Here is an 18,016-nt window from a genome sequence, read left to right on the forward strand (position 1 = left end):
GCGGCCCCGCGCGCTTGCGCGCCAGGCTGCTGTACTTGTGTTTCCCCCGACTGCCCCGGCAACGCTAGCCGGCCACCTCTCGGAAGGGGTCCAGTCCCAGGTCGATCAGGCGGCGTTCGCGCACCACGATCTCCGCAGTCGCGGTCATGCCGTAACGCAATGGATACTTGTTGTCGGCCACGGCGTAGTAGTCGCGTGCCAGGCGCACGCGGCCCTCGTAGACCGGCTGCTTGTCGGGCCCGCCCGGCTTGGTGGCTGGCGAGATGAATTCCAGCGTGCCCTCGATGATCCCGTAGCGCTGGTACGGGAAGGCACTGAACTTGAGCTTGACCGGCAGGCCCTCGCGCAGGAAAGCACGGTCGCGCTCGGCGATGACGATCTTCACCACCGGGCGCGCATCCTTGGGGGCAATGCCGCCCAGCGGCGTGTTGGCCTGTACCTTGTCGCCGCGCTGGGTGGAAGTGACATCGGTGATCACGCCCGACACCGGCGCCAGGATCAGCAGGAAGTTGTCCTTGTCGATATTCTCGAAACGGATGCGCGCTGCCGCGTCCGCCACCAGGCGGGCGGTCTGCACCTGCAGGCGCAGCTTGTCCTCGGTGTTGGCGATCTCACGCAGCGCCGCGTCGTACTGCACGCGCAGCCCGGCCAGGTCCTGGCCGCTGCTTTCGAGCTGGGAACTGGCCTGGGTAAGCTCGCGGCCCAGGCGTGCGTCCAGCTCTGCCAGCCGCGACTGCGCCACGCGCAGGTTGTTCTCGGCGTCCTGCGCCGCGGCGCGCTTGGCATCCACCTGCGACTGCGAAACGCCACCGCCACCCGGCAACGCCAGCAGGCGCGCGTAGCGGTCCTGCTCCTGGCGCGCGAACTCACGCGCGCGCCGGGCGTTCTCGAGGTTGCTGCGCGCTTCCTGCAACTGCGCGCGCTGCTGTTCGGCAAGCCGCGTGGTGCCTTCGGCGATCCGGGTCTCGTGCTGGCGCGTGGCCACGTCGATCTGCTGCTTGAGCGCCGCCGCGCGGCGTTCCATCAGCGCCTTTTTGTCGGGAAACTGCTTCCATTCGCGCTCTGAGTCTTCCAGCTTGAGCTGCGCTTCCAGCGCATTGGCCGCGGCCTCGATCGCGCCGCGCGCATTCAGGCGCGCCAGCACGTCGTCCTTGGACACGGGTTGCCCTTCGGCCACGTAGAGGTCGGCCAGCTCGCCGTCCACCGGGGCATAGAAGCGGCGCACCTCGGATTCCGGCGCCAGCGTTCCCTGCGCCGTGACAATGACATCGGCATGCCCGACGAAGGACCACACCAGCCCGCACAGCACCAGCGCAAAGGTCGTGACGATGGTCAGCAGTCCCAGGCGCGACGGCTCGGCACTCAACAGGCCAATGCCCTCGGCGCTGTGGTCTTCCAGCGCCTCGGAGAGTGGCTTGAGGCCGCCCTGGCGGGCATCGTCCTTCATGGCTGCCCCGCTTGTTGTGGCGCCGCGGCGGCCGCGGCTGGTTCCGGCGCCTTGCCGGTGTCTTCACCGCCGATCAGTTCCAGCTTGGTCTTGAGCACCGCGGGATCGAGCACGGTGCGCAGCTCGCGCAGCGCGTGCCGCTGCTGGTCGGCCTCGGCGCGGATCTCTTCCTCGATCTTGGCGAGCTGCGCCAGGTCGGCGCTTTCCCCCGCGCGCAGTTGCGTGAAGATACGCATGCCCTGGCGCGCGTCTGTCTGCGCCTGCGACAGCAACCGGGCCTGCGCGCGGAATTTGGGCGAGATGCCGGCCTCGAGCCGCTGCTCGCTGCCGATCACGCCATTGCTGCGGTATTGCTTCCATGCGGCGACGGCGCTGCCCATCAGCTCCCGCGCGCGCCGCAGGGCGCTGTCGCGCACGCCGTTGACGTCGGCCTCCACCGCCTTGGCGAAATGGCCGTCTTCGTCGGCATCGAGCATGGCGTAGAAGCCCAGCAGCCGGTCCTCATAGTCCTTGCTGCCGCGCGCGGATTGCAACTCGGCGTACTGCGCCGCCACCTTCTGCTTGTGCGACAGGTCGCGCGCGAGGTCGTCGGCCCAGGGGCCGCCGCTGATCTGCTTGATCCCCGCGAGCGCCGCGGCGCTGTCGCCCTGCTGCCACGCCCTGGCCGCGCTGGCATACTGGCGCACCATCTCCGGCGGCGGCAGGCGCGCGGCCAGGTGGTCAAACTGCGCCTGGAACGGCGGCGTGGCGAAGCGGCTGTCGGCCAGCCGCGCCACCAGCGGCCCGGGCCGGCGCGCGCGCAGTGCCTGCATCAGCGCGGTGTAGCGGTCCAGGTCTGACTGCACCCGGTCCAGCCCGGCCAGGCGCGGATACTTCTCGCGGTACTCGGCGATGACCGGCTGCAACGCCTCCGGGCGGTCGCGGCCGAGTTCGGCAGCGATGGTGGCGTTCAGCCGGTCGATCGCCGCCAGGTAGACCGAGGCATCGTTCTGCAGGCGGCGCACATCACTGAGCGCATCGGCATAGAGATCGCGGAACGCCGGCACATCGGCCGCGATGCGCCCGAGTGCGCGCTGGTGCGCGGTAGTATCCTGGTTCCAGTACGCCAGCAGTTGCCGGATCGGGGCCTCGTCGGTGTAGAGGCGGATCGGCGCATCGGCGCCGCGCTGCGCGGTGAAGCGTTCGAGCCGGCCGATCCAGTCGAGCTCGGCCACCAGCGGCCGCGCATCGGCGTTGTGCGCACTGGGCTTGCGCATCCGGGCCAGCGCGGCATCGGCGCCGCTGACATCACCGGCTTTCAGCCTGGCTGCAAAATCGGGTACGTAAGCGCGCATCAGTGCCTCGGCGCCGAGGGCCTGCACCTGGGCATCGTCGGGATGACGCGCCAGGTAGTCGTCGGCGGCCTGCGCCGCGCGCGCGTGATCGCCGGCGGCAAACAAGGCCTGCACTTCGCGCTCCGCCGCACCGCGCCAGTACACGGCCGCGCCCGCCACTATTGCGAGCAACAGCAACGCGCCGCCCCATCGCCCCGCGCGCCGCGTGCGTGCGGGATCGTCCAGGCCGAACAGCCTGGCGCCTTCCGCCAGCAGCAGCGCGGCACGTCCGCGCTTGCGGCGTGCCTGCGCGCCGTCGTGCGCCGCCGTGGCCGCCGCGGCCTGTGCCTCGGCCTCGGCGTTGACCTCGTCGTCCTGCTGCGCGGCGTAGTCGACGCAGAAGATGTCGAGGAAGGAATCGGCCGCACCGACAAAGGTGGTGCGGTCATCCTCGTCGCGTGCGGCCGGCGCCGGGGACGCGGCCGGCGTGTCCGGTGCCGCGGCGACGGGCTGCAGCATCGAGCGCGTCGCGGTGGCATCGCCATCGCCCGTGCGCTGGACCTGCGCCTGGTAGACAAAGTGGTTGCCGCCGAAGGCGATCAGGTCGCCGTCGTCCAGCGGCACGCCGTGGTCTGCCAGGCGCTTGCCGTTGACGAAGGTGCCGTTGGTGCTGCCCAGGTCTTCCACGAACGGCACGCCACCCTTGAGGTACACGTGCGCGTGGCGCCGCGACAGGTAGTTGACCTGCTGCGGATAACTGTCGCGGTAGCGCGCGAAGGCATCGTCGGCCTTGCTGATCAGGTACGGGAAGCCGTCCACGTGCAGCGGCTGCAGTCCGACATCGCCGCGTTCGGGCACCAGCGTCACCGCCACCCGCGGCGGCTCGGGCTGCGGCGCGCGCGGCGACAGCCGGACCCGGAACGACAGCGCAGGCCCGAAGGCCACCTCATCGCCATCGCTGAGCTGCGCCGGCTGGCGCGCCACCGCCGCGCCGTTCACGCGCGTGCCGTTCTTGCTGCCGAGATCCGCCACATAGACCGCGCCATGCTCGGCAAAGATGCGCGCATGCCGGCGCGACAGCGGCGCGGCCAGGTCTTCCGGGTAGGCGGCGAACGGCAGTTCGCTGCGGCCGACGGCGAACAGGTCTTCGTCGATGCGGATCTCGCCCAGCTCGGGGCGCGCGACGGGCGTCAGGAATACATCGAATTCCTGTGCCAGATCCTGAGAGAACTCCCGAGCGAATCCCTGGGCCATTTTCACCGGCATTTCCATGATCAGTGCTTCGTCAGGAGCCATGTTTCCAGCGAGCCAACAGCGCGGCTGCCGCGGCGGCAGGCCAGGGGGGTGAAGCGACTAAGAACATAGTAGGCGACGGCTAAGGCTAGTCAATCGGGCGCGGAACGCGCGGTTGGCACGGGAGCGGCACATGCAGCGGGGCAAGCGGCCAGGGCTACGGACGCGTTGCGCAACGCGTTGCTTACGCCGGCGTCACATGAACACCGCCACGGAACCTCTGGCAGCACTTATTGCACTGGATTCGAGGCCGCGTTGCGCACATCGGTATCGGGCCAGCCGCCGCCAAGCGCCTTGTACAGGGTGACGGTGTCGGCCAGGATCTGTTGGTGGACCGCCAACAACTGCAGTTGCGCGGCCAGCAGCGAGCGCTCGGTCTCAAACACTTCCAGCTGCGAGACCACGCCCTCTTTCAGTTGCGCCTCGATCTGCGCGGACACGACGCGCAGTTGCTCAACCTGCTGCTGCAACTCGATGCGCTGCTTCTTGTGCGCGTCGACGTTGACCAGTGCGCTCTCCACCTCTTCGAACGCGGTCATCACGGTGCGGCCATATTCGTTTTCCACCACACCCACCTGCGCCTCGGTGGTCTTCACGCGCGCCCGCACGTTGGGATCGAGCATCGGCAGGTTGATGCTGGGCATCAGACCAAAGGTGAAGGACTTGAGCAGGGAGTTCAGCGCAATGCTGGCGGCGCCGCCGCTCGCGGTCAGGCTGATGGTGGGCAACTGCGCCAGGCGTGCCTGGCCGACGATGTTGTAGGCCGCCAGCACGCGGTATTCAGCGGCCACCACATCCGGACGGCGCGCCAGCAGCTGCGACGGCAGCCCGGCCGGCACCGCGGGCGGCTGCACGCGGTCCTGCAGGCGCCCAGGCGGAACCTTGAGATTGCCCGCAGGCACGCCGACCAGCGTCGCCAGCGCGTTTTCGGCCACATCGCGCGAGCGGCGCAGTTCGAGCAGGTCCTTGTTGAGACGGTTGATTTCCGCCTGTTGCTGCATCACGCGGATCTTGGGCACCAGGCCGTTCTGGTACATCGCCTGGAAGGTGGACAGGATCTGTCCGTTCTTGGCGACGGTGCGCGCTTGCTGTTCGATCTGCTCGTCGAACTGCATGATCTGGAAGTAAGTGGTCGATACATTGGACACCAGCGTCAGGTAGCCGGCACGCCAGTCGGCCTCGGTCGCGTTGAACTCGGCGGTCTGCGCCTGCACGCCCTTCTCGACCTTGCCCCAGATATCGATGTCCCAGTTCAGCTGTGCGGCGGCGTTATAGGTCGTGATGGACTTCTGCCCCGAGGTCTTCTGGAAATTCGCGCTGGCGCCGATACCAATCACGGGCAGCGCTCCCGCGCGGGCCTCGCCGATCTGCGCGTTGGCCACGCGGATGCGCGCCGCCAGCACCTTGATGTCGTAGTTGCCGCCCAGTGCCTGTTCGATCAGCTTGTTCAGGTAGGGATCCTTGAAGCCGTGCCACCAGTTGGGCTGCACCGCTTCGGCCGGCGACACCGTGATCGAACCCTGGCGCGTCCATTCGGCCTTGGCCGGGGTTTCCGGGCGCTGGTACACCGGCGGCCGGAAGTCGGCGCAGCCTGCCAGCAGCGCCGTGCAGGCAGCCAGCGCGGTCAGCCAGGCAGTACGGTGCGGCGCGGCGGTTGACGTAACCCCGGGCGAGGCAATGATGGATTCGGGCACGATGGGTTCCTGCGTGCGACGACGGCCGGCGGCATGCACTTGAGTTATCCATGGCATGCCGGGGGCCGCGAAGTCTGTTTGTATTGTGGTGCGCGCGGACGCGCGCACCAACCCCGATATGCATGGGGTCAGCGGAAGGTGTTGTCTAGGGGGTTGGTCTCGAGCATCGGGTTGGAAGAGACAACCGCAGGGAGCGTGCCAGCTCCAGCGCCATGCCCGCACGGATCACGGAAGTGCCTGTAAACACGGGGGTTTTTCATTGCCGCCGGCGCCGGCCACGGATGCGCGGAGTCACGGCGTACTGGCGGGGCGCAGCCAACAGATTGCGCGTCGGTGTTGGATGGCGCGCGACACTTGGAGAGCCGACGCAAAAAAACGGCGGCGCACGCGCGCCGCCGTCACCGCAAGGTCCGGTCACTTCACGTAGATCGTGATCTTCTTCGAATAGACCGGCGGGTTGGTGGGAATGTGCTTGTCATCGCCCATCAAAAGCTGCAGCGTATGCTTGCCGGGTGGCAGCTCGATCATGGTCTCGGTCTCCCCCGCCCCGAAATGCAGGTGATTGCGGTCATTGGGGATTTCCTTGTCCATCGGCGGCAGATCCGCATCGACAAGCAGGTGATGGTGCCCGGTATTGGGATACTTCACGTCCTTCGGCGCCACCCCCATATTGCGCAGCCCGAACCACACCTTGAATGGCTTGCCCGCGGGCATGGTCTGCCCGTCGTTGGGCCAGCCGATATACAGGTAGGCGTTGGGCGGCGCCGGCGTCGAGCCACCCTGCACCACCGCGGACAGCAGCAGGCTGGCGGCGAAGACAGCCGCGGCAAGTAGTCTGGACATGGTGCTCTCCCCTGTTTGCTGATCGGCCTGGTTCGGCATCCGCGGCGCGCGTGGCACCGCTATTTCACCGTGACCGTGATCTTCTTCGAATAGATCGGCGGCTCGAACGGCACGTGCTTGGCATCGCCCATCAGCAACTGCAGCGTGTGCTTGCCGGGCGGCAACTCAATGCGCGCGTCGGTCTCGCCCGCGCCGAAGTGCAAGTGGTTCTTGTCCGAAGGGATTTCCTTGTCCAACGGCGGCAGCTCGGTGTCGACCAGCAGGTGGTGGTGCCCGCAGCGCGGCGACTCGACGCCCTTGGGGCAGACGCCCATATTGCGCAGGCCCATGCGCACCCAGAACTTGCCGCCGCTGATGACTGTGCCATCGTGCGGCCAGATGATGTAGGCCTCGGCATTGGGCGGGGCTGCCGTCGACAGCGAAAGCGACGGCGCAGCGGCCAGGGTGGCAGCCGCCAGCAGGCGGAACAGGAATCGTCTGGACATACGCGGCGCCTCCCGGAAACAGTCCGAAACCCGATCACGTTGTCCCGAAAGCCCATTCTTGTTGCTTGTTGGTCAGCGCTCGGCGATTCGTCATTCAGGTTAGGTCGCAAGCCCGGAAAAAGCGAACCCGGCGCGCCGCGGCGGCATGGCAATGCCTCGCCGGAGACACAAGCGCTGTGCTATCTTGAAGCAAGCCGGTCGACGTCTCGGCAACACCACAATGCGCCCCCGACGCAGGTGCCGGCAGCCACCGGCATGCAGCGGGATCGCCGCGGCTCCAGCGAGGTGTGAAGATGTGGCGCAATCTACCAGTCGTATGCGCGGCCATGGCCGCGATGCTCGCCGCCGCGCCGCTGCCTGCGCAGCCGGCCACCGCTGCCGCTGGCCCCGCGGCCACGGAACCGCTGCTGCTCGCCGGCATCATGCCCAAGAACACCGACGAGCAGTACGAGCTGAGCTTCTGGGAATCGATCAAGAACAGTAATTACGCCGGCGACTACGAAGCCTACCTGAAGCAGTACCCCAACGGACGCTTCGCGGTGCTGGCCAGGGCGCGCCTGGAGCGGCTGGCGGCGTCCGCCTCCGCACCCAAGGCCCAGGCGCCCGCGCCCGCCCCGCCGCCCCGCTCCGGCGCCACTGCCGGGGGCCAGGTCACGCGACCCCCGCCCGCCCCGGCACCCGCCGCGGCAGCGCGTCCGGCATCGCCGCCTGCCGCGCCACCGGCTGCACCACCGGCTGCACCACCGGCAACGGCATCGCCGCGCGCGGGCATGGCGGCGGGCGGCGCGGTCAGCACCACACTGCGCACCGGCGAGATCCGCGATTGCCCGACCTGCCCGGTGCTGGTCTCCTTGCCGGCGGGCAGCTTCACCATGGGCAGCAGTGCCAGCGATCCCGCCGAGAAGCCCCCGCATCATGTCACCATCGGCCAGCCGTTTGCCATCGGCCGCTATGAGGTCACGGTCGAGCAATGGAATGCCTGCGCCGACGCCGGCGGCTGCCAGCGCGTCCCCACCATCGCCGACAGCCCGAAGACCGCGCCGGCGCGTGATGTCAGCTGGGACGACGCGCAGCAGTACGTGGCCTGGCTCAGCAAGACCACCGGCAAGACCTACCGGCTGCCCACCGAGGCGGAATGGGAATACGCAGCGCGCGGCGGCACCGCCAGTGCCTACTGGTGGGGCGACCAGATGCGCAAGGGCAATGCCAACTGCAAGGACTGCGGCGACCCGTGGAGCCAGGATGCACCGGCCGCGGTCGGGACGTTCGCGGCCAACCCGTACGGCCTGCACGACGTCAACGGCAGCGTGTGGGAATGGGTGGCCGATTGCTGGCACAGCACCTACAAGGGCGCGCCCGCCGACGGGCGCGTGTGGAACGAGAACGCCTGCGGCGCACGCGTGATCCGCGGTGGCTCCTGGCGCGAAGGGGCGAGCTACATGGTGTCGTCCACGCGCTTCAAGTACAGCCCCAGCGTGCGGCAGTCGCAGAACGGCTTTCGCGTGGCGCGCGACCTGAAGTAGCGGCTGGCGGAATTGGCAAGCCGGCCAGGTGGCGGCAATCAGCGCGCGCGCGTGTTGATCTGCACCAGGTCCGCGCTGATGCGGTCCCGCCCATAGGTGCGTGCCATCTGCGCCAGCGGTTTCTCCAGTGCCTTCAGGTAGTCCTTGTGCGACTCGACCTCGGCGCGCCGGCCCTCGAACAGCGGCACGGGCGTGGTCAGCAACACCACCAGCTCGGTGCCGAAGGGCCTGGAGATGATCCAGTCGCCACCGTCGCCAACCGTGGCGCTGTGGCTGGGCGGCGCCTGGTGGGCGGGCACACGCGCGCTCGGCACCATGTGCGCCACCTTGCCGTCGGCTGCGAAGTAATCGACATAGACATAAGAGTCGCGCGCCGGCGTGCGCAGATCCAGCACCAGCGGTGACCCCTCGGTCAGCTGGGTGCCCTGGCCGCGCAGCCGCAGCGACGAAGCCGTGCCCCCTTCGCGGTAGCCCGACCAGTACGGCGCGATCAGGGTGGCCACGTCGCATTTGTCGGTGGCCAGCGGCTGGGTGTCGATCGACACGCTCTTGAGCTCCTTGACGCCCGGCAACGCGCTGAGCTGCTCGCGCAGCCGCGCGGCGCCCACGCTATCGGCCAGGAAGCCGCGCACGCGCAAGGTCTGCGCCTGCTGGGTGGCGGCGAGCAGCGAGCACGGCACGCCGGCCAGCATCTTCGTGACGTCGGCCATCGACAGTACTGCCGGACGGGCAGCCGGTGCGGGCGGGGTAACCGGCGCCGCGGGCACAGGTGTGGCCGGGGCCTCGACGCGCGTGTCGCCGGCCGGCGCTTCTGCCTGGCGCTGCGAATGCCACGCGTAGTAGCCGATCGCCGACACGCCCGCCAGCACGGCCAGCACGCCGCCAGCCATCAGCGGCAAGGGGCGCCGCGTGGACACCACCGGCACCGCGCTCATGCCATGCAGGAAGCGCGCGACGGTGGGTGTGCGCGTTTCGCGGTTGAGCGACAGGGCCTCGCGCAGGGTCTTCCATTGCGTGCGGCTCAACTGCGGCGGCTGCGCCGGCTTGAGCCCGGCGTCGCGCGCCTGGTTAGCCGAGAGCCGCTGGTAGGGATGCTTGCCGGTCAGCAATTCATAGGTCACGCAGGCCAGCGCAAAGATGTCGTCGCGCGGGTCGGGCTCGCAATGGTCGAACATCTCCGGGCTGGCGTAGGCCGGCGTCATGCCGCCCAGCGAGCCGGCATCGAACACCGTCCGGTCGGATTCGTCGGCCGGCGGCAGGAAGCCGCGCGCGATGCCGAAGTCGATCACCTTGACCTCGCCGTTGGCGGTCAGGAAGACGTTGGCGGGCTTGAAGTCGCAGTGCACGAAGCCGCGCTCGTGTGCATACGCCAGCGCATTGCCCATGCCGTTGACGATCGACATGGCGCGCGCCATCGGCATGCCGGTGAAGCCCGGGGCCTTGAGCACATGGTTGAGCGACGAGCCGGACAGGTATTCCATGGTCAGGAAGACCACCGGCCCGTCGCGGTCGAAGTCATAGACTGTGACGATGTTCCGGTGCGCCAGCGTCTGCGCCTTGCGCGCCTCGCGCTGCAGTGCCATCAGCGACTTGGGGTGCCCGCTGAACTGCAGGTTCAGCACCTTGATGGCGATATAGGGCTTGCGGTCCGAGGCTTCCAGCTTGCGCAGGTCGAGCGCCTTGTAGACCGTGCCCATGCCGCCTACGCCCAGGCATTCTTCCAGCACGAAGCGGCCGTTCAGCGTATCGCCCACGCCCTTGGTATGCGCCGCCTGCGGCAGCGTGCCCGGCTCGGGCGAGGTCGCATACAGCGAGCCCGTTTGCGTCGCGCCGGCCAGGCGCGTGGCTTCGGTGGCGCCGTCGTACTGCGTGGCGCCACGGCGCTCGATGCGCCGCATGACTTCGGCATAGACCGCGGGCGGGAACGGGAAGCGAGTGTTCTCTTCGATGACCACGCGCGCGGCCTGGCTGGGCGTGGTGGGGTCCTGCGCCAGCGCCGTTTCGAACGACGCAACAAACTCGTCGTCGGAGAGACCGCCGTTCTGGAACTTGCGGATCAGTTCTTTGAGACTGGCCACGGGATGCCCCGACATGGTTGCTGGCACGGCGCATCCCGCGATGCGGATATGCCCTGCCTTCGAGATGGATACTAGTGCGCACCCATGGCATGCGCAAACCATGCGAGGCCGGCGTGCATCGGCGCGCGCGGGCGCCCTCTGCCAATCGCATCGCCTGCAGCGCGCCACTGTCGCCGCCGCGCCAACACCAGCACGCCGCCTGTTGGCCGCTGCCCGTCACCCGCGGCAGGCGGCAGGCCCCGCAGCCGGTGCGCGCGAGCCGGCATCGAAAATAAATGCCCCGTGTTTTCAGGCAGTTGCACGTGCCCGGACGCGGTCGGCAACGACATTGGCACACTCCCTGCGTTAGTCCCTCCCGATGGCCGGCAATTTCGCCGCCGTCTGAGCGCACCGCGCGGCGGCCCCGCGGGCAAGAACGCGGACCGCCTCGCCTATACTGAAGCGTCCCGCGGCCGCATGGCCGTGGCGCCGCTTGACCGGAGACAGCCATGGCAGTGATCGTCATCAAGGATTTGCCCGACAGCATGGATCTCGACCGGCAGGCCATGACCGCCATCCTGGGCGGCGGGCGCACCGCCGGCGGCCAGACATGGCATGGCTTGCGGCGCCAGGGCGCCGCGCGCATCGTCGACTACCCGGGCGGATTGCCGGGCAACCGCTACGTGATGCCGCGGGAACAGCCACTCGGCCGGCTGCCGCGCAAGGCCGCTGGCAAGGATGCAGACGACTGAGCGGCAACCACAACCGCCCAAATGAAAAGCCCGCCATCGCTGGCGGGCTTTGGATGCGGACGGGCCCGGACCACCTGGGTCACGCGGTCAGCAGTTCGGTCATTCTGTTCCAGGCAGGCTTCCCATGATTCCGCCCATGAAGCATGACGCGGACGCCCATCCGGACCACCCGGATAGTCGCAGGAAGACTGGCGCGTGGAGTCAATGACCGCAGTGCTCGCCGCGAACAGCGGCGCAATGCCGCTGTAGGAGGTCAAGCGGGAGCGTTTTTCGTCCGCCCCGTGCGGGCATCCTGTGAGCTCGCGCCTCCAGTATAGGCGGGGGTTTCAGCCTTGCAACCCGGCCGGGGCCGGGGCGGCGCGGGCCTGCCGGGAAGGTGACTGGCGCCTGACATATCCGGTTACGTTTTCGCAGTGCAACAAAAATTCCGTACTCTGCTATAATCCGCGCCGTGAGTTTCGCAACTGTGAGATCCGCCAAACGCCCGGCTTCCTGCCGCGGCGAATCCGCTGCCCTCCCAAGCTCTGTTTCCTCGCTGCCGGACGCCTAGTCATCACTTCATGGCCCCAGCCGCCCAGCAGAACGCACCGCTCACCTGACGTCGCCTCGTCTCCGATCCTGTTGAACAGCCTGAAACCTGAGCTGTTTGCCTGCCAGGGATACGGCCGGACCGCCTAGCGGGACCAGCCACCACCCTGCCTGCCGCCGTACTGCCAGCTGTGTCTGTCGTAACGGCCTCACCGATTGGCGCCGAAGCCTTTTTAAGACTTTGCACTGCGCCCACCCCATTTTGCTTTGCCGGGGTGCCATGCATTTATTTGACCATTCCGACATGACCCAGCACGACATTCGTGCGGAGCAAGCTATTGCCTCCGCGACCGACGCTTCGATCACTTTCGACGCTGCCCAGAGCCCGCTCGACAAGCTCGACGCCCTGCTCAACCCCAGCCCGGCAGTTGAAGAAGCCCCGGCCGTGGAAAGCGGTTTCGCCACGCTTGGCCTCGATGCGGCCATCCTGCGCGCCCTCTCCGAACTGAACTACAACACGCCCACGCCGGTGCAGGCCCAGGCTATCCCGGCCTTCCTGGCCGGCCGCGACCTGCTGGTCTCGAGCCAGACCGGCTCGGGCAAGACCGCCGCGTTCATGCTGCCCGCGATCCAGCGCATCAGCGAAATGCCGGCACCGCAGCGCGCGACCGAGCCCGCCAAGCGCATGAAGGGCAAGCGCCCGCGCCCGTCGCCGGCCCAGCCCGCACTGCTGGTGCTGACCCCGACGCGCGAACTGGCCCTGCAGGTGACCGAAGCCGCCGCCAAGTACGGCCGCAACCTGCGCCGCATCGTCTGCGCCAGCATCCTGGGCGGCATGCCCTACCCCAAGCAGCTGGCCGCGCTGGCCAAGATGCCTGACATCCTGGTGGCCACGCCGGGCCGCCTGCTCGACCATATCGACGCTGGCCGCATCGACCTGTCGGCCCTGCAGATGCTGGTGTTCGACGAAGCCGACCGCATGCTCGACATGGGCTTTGCCGACGACATCGACGCCATCGTCAATGCCACGCCGGCTTCGCGCCAGACGCTGATGTTCTCGGCCACGCTGGATGCGCGCATTGCCCAACTGGCCTCGCGCCAGCTGCGCGACCCGCAACGCATCGAGATCGCCGCGGCCCGCGCCGACCAGAGCCATATCGAGCAGCGCCTGCACTTCACCGACGACATGTCGCACAAGGAACGCCTGCTGGACCACCTGCTGCGCGACGCGACGCTCAAGCAAGCCATCGTCTTCACCGCGACCAAGCGCGATGCCGATTCGCTGGCCGAGCGCCTGTCCGACACCGGCTTCTCGGCCGGCGCACTGCACGGCGACATGACCCAGGGCGCGCGCAACCGCACCCTGACCGCGCTGCGCCGCGGCAACCTGCGCGTGCTGGTGGCCACCGACGTGGCCGCGCGCGGCATCGACGTGCCCGATATCACCCACGTGGTCAACTTCGACCTGCCCAAGCAGGCCGAGGACTACGTGCACCGCATCGGCCGTACCGGCCGCGCGGGCCGCTCGGGCACCGCCATCAACCTGGTGAACCACAACGACATGTTCCAGTGGAAGCGCATCGAGCGCTTCACCAACCAGCGCATCGACGCTTCGGTGATCGAAGGCCTGGAGCCGCGCCGTTCGCCCAAGCCGCGTTCCAACTTCGGCGGCAAGCCGGGTGGCGGCCGTGGTGACTTCCGCGGCAATGGCGGCGGCTACCGTGGCGGCGAACGCAGCTTCGGCGACCGCAAGTTCGGCGGCGGCGAAAGCCGCACCGGCTTCGGCGAGCGCAAGTTCAGCGGCGAAAGCCGTGGCTTCGGCAACCGCCCGGAAGGCGCACGCCCGTTCGGTGACGACAACCGCGGCGGCTTCGGCAATCGCGAAGGCGGCTACCGTGGCCAGGGCCAGGGCCAGGGCGCCGGCTACCGCGGCGCCAGCGACGGTGCGCGTGGCTTCGGCAACCGCGAAGGCGGCCGCAGCTTCGGTGACGACAACCGCGGTGGTTTCGGCAACCGCGACGGCGCCGCCCCCCGCAGCTTTGGCGACAACAACCGTGGTGGCTTCGGCGACCGCACCGGCGGCGGCTATCGTGGCAACACCGGTGCCAGCACCGGTGGCAACGGCGAAGGCCGCAGCTTCGGCAACCGCGACGGCAACCGTGACGGCAATCGCAGCTTTGGCGGCGGTTTCGGCGGCAATGGCGGCGGCAACGGCAACCGCAACAGCCGCTCGCGCTACGAGCGTTGATGCGGTGGTGCGCTAAGCGCACCTGCCAGGCAGAAGAAAGGGCACCCTCGGGTGCCCTTTTTTTGTTATCGCCTACAGCCCGCTACAGCGCGCAGGTGCGAAAGCCGATAAAGGAAAGATCATCCTCCGGCAACCGCGCCCACCTTGCCCGCACATGGCGCAGCCGCGCGGGGCTGGCGAACGACACACCGCGCACCGCCTGGTGCGTGCCGAAGCGCCCCACCACCTCGCTGTCGGACGTCGCGGCGGCAAATCCCGCGTATGGCTCGTAGGGCGTGGCAGTCCACTCGCGCAGCACCCCCCACTGCAGGCCGCGGTTCTGCGTCGCGGCGAGTTCCCATTCCGATTCCGCCGGCAGACGCCGCCCCGCCCACACGCACCACGCCTGCGCCTCGTACAGCGTGACGTGGCGCACCGCCTCGTCCGGATTGAGCGTGCGCAGCGTGCCGAAGCGCTCCACCATCCAGGCGCGCGATTCCGGATGGCGCGACCAGTAGCGCGGTGCCGAGCGTTCCTGCGTCATCAGCCACTGGCGCCCCGCTGCCGACCACCACGCCGGGTGTTCATAGCCGCCGTCCTCGACGAATTCCAGGAACTGCGCGTTGCTGACCGGTGCCATGTCCATTTCAAATGCGGGGACATAGGTGGGCTGCGGCGGCAGCTCATCCGGCCAGGCAAAACCGTCGGGATCGCTCCAGCCGAGGGTGAAGCGACCGCCCGGGAAATGCAGGGTGCCGCCATGCCCCGCAGGCTGCACCGGACCGGCGCCGATGGCCTCCGTGGGCGCCATGCCCAGCGCCTGCAACAGCGCGGCCACGCCTTCGCCCTGGGCATCCTCATGCAGCAGCGCGCGGCGGTATGGGTACAGGGTCAGGTCGTTGTCGTCGGGCAGCAGCGCAATCCGGCGCAGCACGCCGTCGAGCACGTCGGCGGCATAGCGCTTGACCACCGCGACATCTGGCAGCGCGATTTCCCAGCGCTCGTCGGGGCCGATGCGGTCCGGGTCGAACCACTCGTCGGCGCCGTCCAGCAGCGATGGTTCGGTCGCCACCGGCACCGGCACGCCGCCGCGGTCCACCTGGCGCACGCCGCGCAGGCACCACCACTCCGCATGCCAGGCCACGTGCCCGAGCGTCCACAACGGCGGATCGGCATCGTACTGATGCGGCACGTCCCACGCGCGGCGCGTCTGCCCGAACGGTGCCAGCCACGCCAGCGTGCGGTTGCGCGCATCGACCAGCGCCTGCGCCAGCCCTTCGCGCGGCAGCCGGCGCGGGTCGGACCAGGCCGCCTTGCCGCCGGTGAAGTAGAGATCGGGAAGCATGGGAAAGCCGCTCATCGGGAAAGTCCGGGCAGGGAGTGAACAGTGGACAGGCAGTGACCGAAGCAGGCAACTGCTGGCCTGGCGCTCGCACGCCAGGCCGGCTGCGGCCATTATGACACCACCTGCCATCCCTGCCGGATGGCGCCCGCGCGGGCGGATCAGCCGCGCGCGTGGAACACGGCGAACCAGCCGCTCGGGTCGGTCCAGTACACCGGGTCGTCAAACCCGGCGGCTTCCAGCAAGAGCGTGAAATCCTCCGGGCGGTATTTGTAGGAGTCCTCGGTATGGATCCGTTCGCCGGCGGCAAACTCGCGCGCGCCGCCCTGCCACTGCACGCGCACGTCGCGGCACGCCTGCAGGTGCATCTGGATGCGCGATGCCGCGCGGTCGAAGCTCGCCACATGGCGCCAGTCGTCCAGCGAGAAATCCGTGCCGACGATGCGGTTCACGTTGCGCAGCACGTTGCGGTTGAACGCGGCGGTGACGCCCAGCGCATCGTCATAGGCCGACACCAGCGTGGCTTCGTCCTTGTGCAGGTCGACCCCGATCAGCACGCCGTCGCCGCGCCCGGCCGCGCCGCGCATGCGCTGCAGCAATGCCAGGGCCTCGACCGGGGCGAAATTGCCGATGCTCGAGCCCGGATAGAAGAACAGCCGCCTGCCGCGCCTGACGTTGACGGGCAGATCGAACGGCGCGCACAGGTCGGCGCCCAGGCCCAGCATCGGAATCTCGGGATGCTGCTGCTGCAGCGACGACAGCGTCGCGCGCAGGAACTCCACCGAGATATCCAGCGCCACGTACTGCGCCGGGCGCAGGCTGCCGAAGAGCCTGGCAGCCTTTTCGCAATTGCCCGCCCCCAGGTCCACCAGCACGCAGCCGCTGCCGGCACGCGCGGCGATGGCCGGCGCCGCGCTGGCAAAGATCGCGGCCTCGGTGCGGGTCGGATAGTACTCAGGCAGGTCGGTGATGGCCTCGAACAGGCGCGAGCCCAGCACGTCGTAGAAGAACTTGGGGCTGATGGCGGCCTGCCCGGCGCGCAGTCCGGCCAGCACCTGCTCGCGCAGCGCGCCGCTGTCCTCGCGGTACTGCTGCACGAACTCCGGCTGGGGCGGCGGCCGGTGCGCGCGGCCATTGGCCAGCGCGACCAGGGCGGGCGGTGCGGCCGCATGGCCGTTGTGGTGGTTCAGGGGTGGGAGAGGTGTCTGCGGGGCTTTATTCTGGAAGGGGGTATTCGGCGGATTCGGGACAGCCGGCATGTCGTTTCCTTGTGTGGTCGCGAATGGTCACTGCTTCACTGCGTATTCCCCAAGGCCGCGCTGTGCATGTCGTGCGCGCCGGTCTCCGCAACACCTCCCTGTGCCGTCCGGGACGCGTCGGGCGAAGCCGAGCTTAAAGGATAGGCCCATCCGGGGGTTCGCGCACCGCCCGATCCTCATTTGCGCCGTATGCAACACATCAAGAACCTTGAGTCAGTATCTTTCCTGATGAGCCATATTCGCTGCAGTTCGTTTATAATGCGGCCCAACGCGACCCCAACGGGTCGTGTCCCTCAAAGGGGAGTAGCTCCGGGGCCCATGCCCTTAGCACAATCGTCATTCCGGGACCTGTGTCCCCGGTTGTGCTGACCAACGGTGCGCATACCGCGCCTATGGTCGAGCAAGACCTTTGCAACCTGGTTTTCATGGTTTGCAAAGGCGGCCCCAACCCTCCCATGCTCCAGGAATCCAGGCGAACCCAATACGCGCCCCGCGCGGATTCGTACCCTGAGGAGAGTTCATGGAGTGGTTTACCGATCTGTTCACGATGCAGTTCCTGACGGCACTGCTGTCCATCGTCGTCATTGACCTGGTGCTGGCTGGCGACAATGCCATCGTGATCGCCCTGGCGGCGCGCAACCTGCCCCCCCACCTGCAGAAGAAGGCCATCATCTGGGGTACCGTCGGTGCCGTGGTGGTGCGTTCGGCCATGACGATCGGCGTGGTCTGGCTGCTGAAGATTCCGGGGCTGATGCTGGTTGGCGGCCTGGCGCTGGTGTGGATTGCCTACAAGCTGCTGTCCGATGAAGGCGATGGCGAAGGGCACGGCTCGGGCGCCTCGACCCTGTGGGGCGCAATGAAGACCATCATCATCGCCGACGCGGTGATGGGCGTGGACAACGTGCTGGCCGTGGCCGGTGCCGCGCACGGCAGCTTCCTGCTGGTGGTGCTGGGCCTGCTGATCAGCATCCCCATCGTGGTATGGGGCTCGAGCCTGGTGCTCAAGCTGATGAGCCGCTTCCCGGTCATCATCTACCTGGGCGCGGGCGTGCTGGCGTTCACCGCGGTCAAGATGATCGTGCACGAGCCGATGATCAAGGCCTTCTTCGAAGCCAACCCGGTGGTCAACTGGGGCCTGTACGTGCTGATCGTCGGCGGCGTGCTGGGCGCAGGCTACCTGGTGCAGAAGCGCCGCGTGCAGCAACCGGCCAGCAGCCACTAAGGCGGCAAGCCGTGCCCGGCATGGCCGGGGC

The 18,016-nt window shown here is 68.4% G+C and carries 12 protein-coding genes; 4 read left to right on the top strand and 8 right to left on the bottom strand.

What is annotated here, in order from left to right; all coding sequences use genetic code 11:
- Nucleotides 1-64: 64 nt before the first annotated feature.
- The 5 genes from AC07UK_RS05905 to AC07UK_RS05925 all read right to left on the bottom strand — a co-directional run bounded on the left by AC07UK_RS05905 (nt 65) and on the right by AC07UK_RS05925 (nt 7,075).
- Nucleotides 65-1,447, bottom strand: a complete 1,383-nt coding sequence (locus tag AC07UK_RS05905) for a beta-barrel domain-containing protein (RefSeq protein WP_013957493.1) — start codon at nt 1,445-1,447, stop codon at nt 65-67.
- Nucleotides 1,444-4,056, bottom strand: a complete 2,613-nt coding sequence (locus AC07UK_RS05910) for an FHA domain-containing protein (protein WP_494685945.1) — start codon at nt 4,054-4,056, stop codon at nt 1,444-1,446. Before AC07UK_RS05910 ends, AC07UK_RS05905 begins: the two co-directional genes overlap by 4 nt.
- 227 nt (nt 4,057-4,283) lie before the next feature.
- On the bottom strand, nt 4,284-5,804 hold the full coding sequence (locus tag AC07UK_RS05915; RefSeq protein ID WP_494685946.1) for an efflux transporter outer membrane subunit: 1,521 nt from the start codon (nt 5,802-5,804) through the stop codon (nt 4,284-4,286).
- A 357-nt stretch (nt 5,805-6,161) separates the two neighbouring features.
- A complete protein-coding gene (locus AC07UK_RS05920; protein ID WP_013957496.1) occupies nt 6,162-6,590 on the bottom strand; it encodes a DUF4399 domain-containing protein in 429 nt (142 codons plus the stop codon).
- A gap of 59 nt (nt 6,591-6,649) precedes the next feature.
- Nucleotides 6,650-7,075: a DUF4399 domain-containing protein gene (locus AC07UK_RS05925; RefSeq protein ID WP_114131787.1), complete on the bottom strand. Its 426-nt coding sequence runs from the start codon at nt 7,073-7,075 to the stop codon at nt 6,650-6,652.
- Between the two features lie 770 nt (nt 7,076-7,845).
- Here AC07UK_RS05925 and AC07UK_RS05930 point away from each other — a divergent pair.
- Nucleotides 7,846-8,598 (top strand): formylglycine-generating enzyme family protein, encoded by a 753-nt coding sequence (locus AC07UK_RS05930; RefSeq protein ID WP_436223095.1) that lies wholly within the window; start codon nt 7,846-7,848, stop codon nt 8,596-8,598.
- Nucleotides 8,599-8,636: 38 nt separating this feature from the next.
- Here AC07UK_RS05930 and AC07UK_RS05935 read toward each other — a convergent pair whose 3' ends face one another.
- Nucleotides 8,637-10,691, bottom strand: coding sequence for a serine/threonine protein kinase (locus AC07UK_RS05935; protein ID WP_436223096.1), 2,055 nt, complete (start codon nt 10,689-10,691; stop codon nt 8,637-8,639).
- Between the two features lie 473 nt (nt 10,692-11,164).
- Here AC07UK_RS05935 and AC07UK_RS05940 point away from each other — a divergent pair, with 473 nt between their 5' ends.
- The gene (locus AC07UK_RS05940) at nt 11,165-11,407 is read left to right on the top strand and encodes a hypothetical protein (RefSeq protein ID WP_494685947.1); all 243 of its coding nucleotides are present in this window, start codon (nt 11,165-11,167) and stop codon (nt 11,405-11,407) included.
- Nucleotides 11,408-12,239: 832 nt separating this feature from the next.
- Nucleotides 12,240-14,183, top strand: coding sequence for a DEAD/DEAH box helicase (locus AC07UK_RS05945; protein WP_494685948.1), 1,944 nt, complete (start codon nt 12,240-12,242; stop codon nt 14,181-14,183).
- A gap of 82 nt (nt 14,184-14,265) precedes the next feature.
- Here AC07UK_RS05945 and AC07UK_RS05950 read toward each other — a convergent pair whose 3' ends face one another.
- Entirely contained in the window at nt 14,266-15,522 is a 1,257-nt protein-coding gene (locus AC07UK_RS05950) for an SUMF1/EgtB/PvdO family nonheme iron enzyme (protein WP_494685949.1), read from the bottom strand.
- A 143-nt stretch (nt 15,523-15,665) separates the two neighbouring features.
- Nucleotides 15,666-16,763 (bottom strand): L-histidine N(alpha)-methyltransferase, encoded by a 1,098-nt coding sequence (gene egtD / locus AC07UK_RS05955; RefSeq protein WP_494685950.1) that lies wholly within the window; start codon nt 16,761-16,763, stop codon nt 15,666-15,668.
- Between the two features lie 520 nt (nt 16,764-17,283).
- Between egtD and AC07UK_RS05960 the strand changes: the two genes are divergently transcribed.
- Nucleotides 17,284-17,985: a TerC family protein gene (locus AC07UK_RS05960; protein ID WP_013957504.1), complete on the top strand. Its 702-nt coding sequence runs from the start codon at nt 17,284-17,286 to the stop codon at nt 17,983-17,985.
- Nucleotides 17,986-18,016: the final 31 nt, after the last annotated feature.

The organism is Cupriavidus sp. GW821-FHT07C08, assembly GCF_059419025.1.

What these genes read in the sequence shown, in the direction of transcription:
- AC07UK_RS05905 (WP_013957493.1), bottom strand. Translation starts at nt 1,447, where the DNA reads ATGAAGGACGATGCCCGCCAGGGCGGCCTCAAGCCACTCTCCGAGGCG.
- AC07UK_RS05910 (WP_494685945.1), bottom strand. Translation starts at nt 4,056, where the DNA reads ATGGCTCCTGACGAAGCACTGATCATGGAAATGCCGGTGAAAATGGCC.
- AC07UK_RS05915 (WP_494685946.1), bottom strand. Translation starts at nt 5,804, where the DNA reads ATGCCATGGATAACTCAAGTGCATGCCGCCGGCCGTCGTCGCACGCAG.
- AC07UK_RS05920 (WP_013957496.1), bottom strand. Translation starts at nt 6,590, where the DNA reads ATGTCCAGACTACTTGCCGCGGCTGTCTTCGCCGCCAGCCTGCTGCTG.
- AC07UK_RS05925 (WP_114131787.1), bottom strand. Translation starts at nt 7,075, where the DNA reads ATGTCCAGACGATTCCTGTTCCGCCTGCTGGCGGCTGCCACCCTGGCC.
- AC07UK_RS05930 (WP_436223095.1), top strand. Translation starts at nt 7,846, where the DNA reads ATGGCGGCGGGCGGCGCGGTCAGCACCACACTGCGCACCGGCGAGATC.
- AC07UK_RS05935 (WP_436223096.1), bottom strand. Translation starts at nt 10,691, where the DNA reads ATGTCGGGGCATCCCGTGGCCAGTCTCAAAGAACTGATCCGCAAGTTC.
- AC07UK_RS05940 (WP_494685947.1), top strand. Translation starts at nt 11,165, where the DNA reads ATGGCAGTGATCGTCATCAAGGATTTGCCCGACAGCATGGATCTCGAC.
- AC07UK_RS05945 (WP_494685948.1), top strand. Translation starts at nt 12,240, where the DNA reads ATGACCCAGCACGACATTCGTGCGGAGCAAGCTATTGCCTCCGCGACC.
- AC07UK_RS05950 (WP_494685949.1), bottom strand. Translation starts at nt 15,522, where the DNA reads ATGAGCGGCTTTCCCATGCTTCCCGATCTCTACTTCACCGGCGGCAAG.
- egtD (WP_494685950.1), bottom strand. Translation starts at nt 16,763, where the DNA reads ATGCCGGCTGTCCCGAATCCGCCGAATACCCCCTTCCAGAATAAAGCC.
- AC07UK_RS05960 (WP_013957504.1), top strand. Translation starts at nt 17,284, where the DNA reads ATGGAGTGGTTTACCGATCTGTTCACGATGCAGTTCCTGACGGCACTG.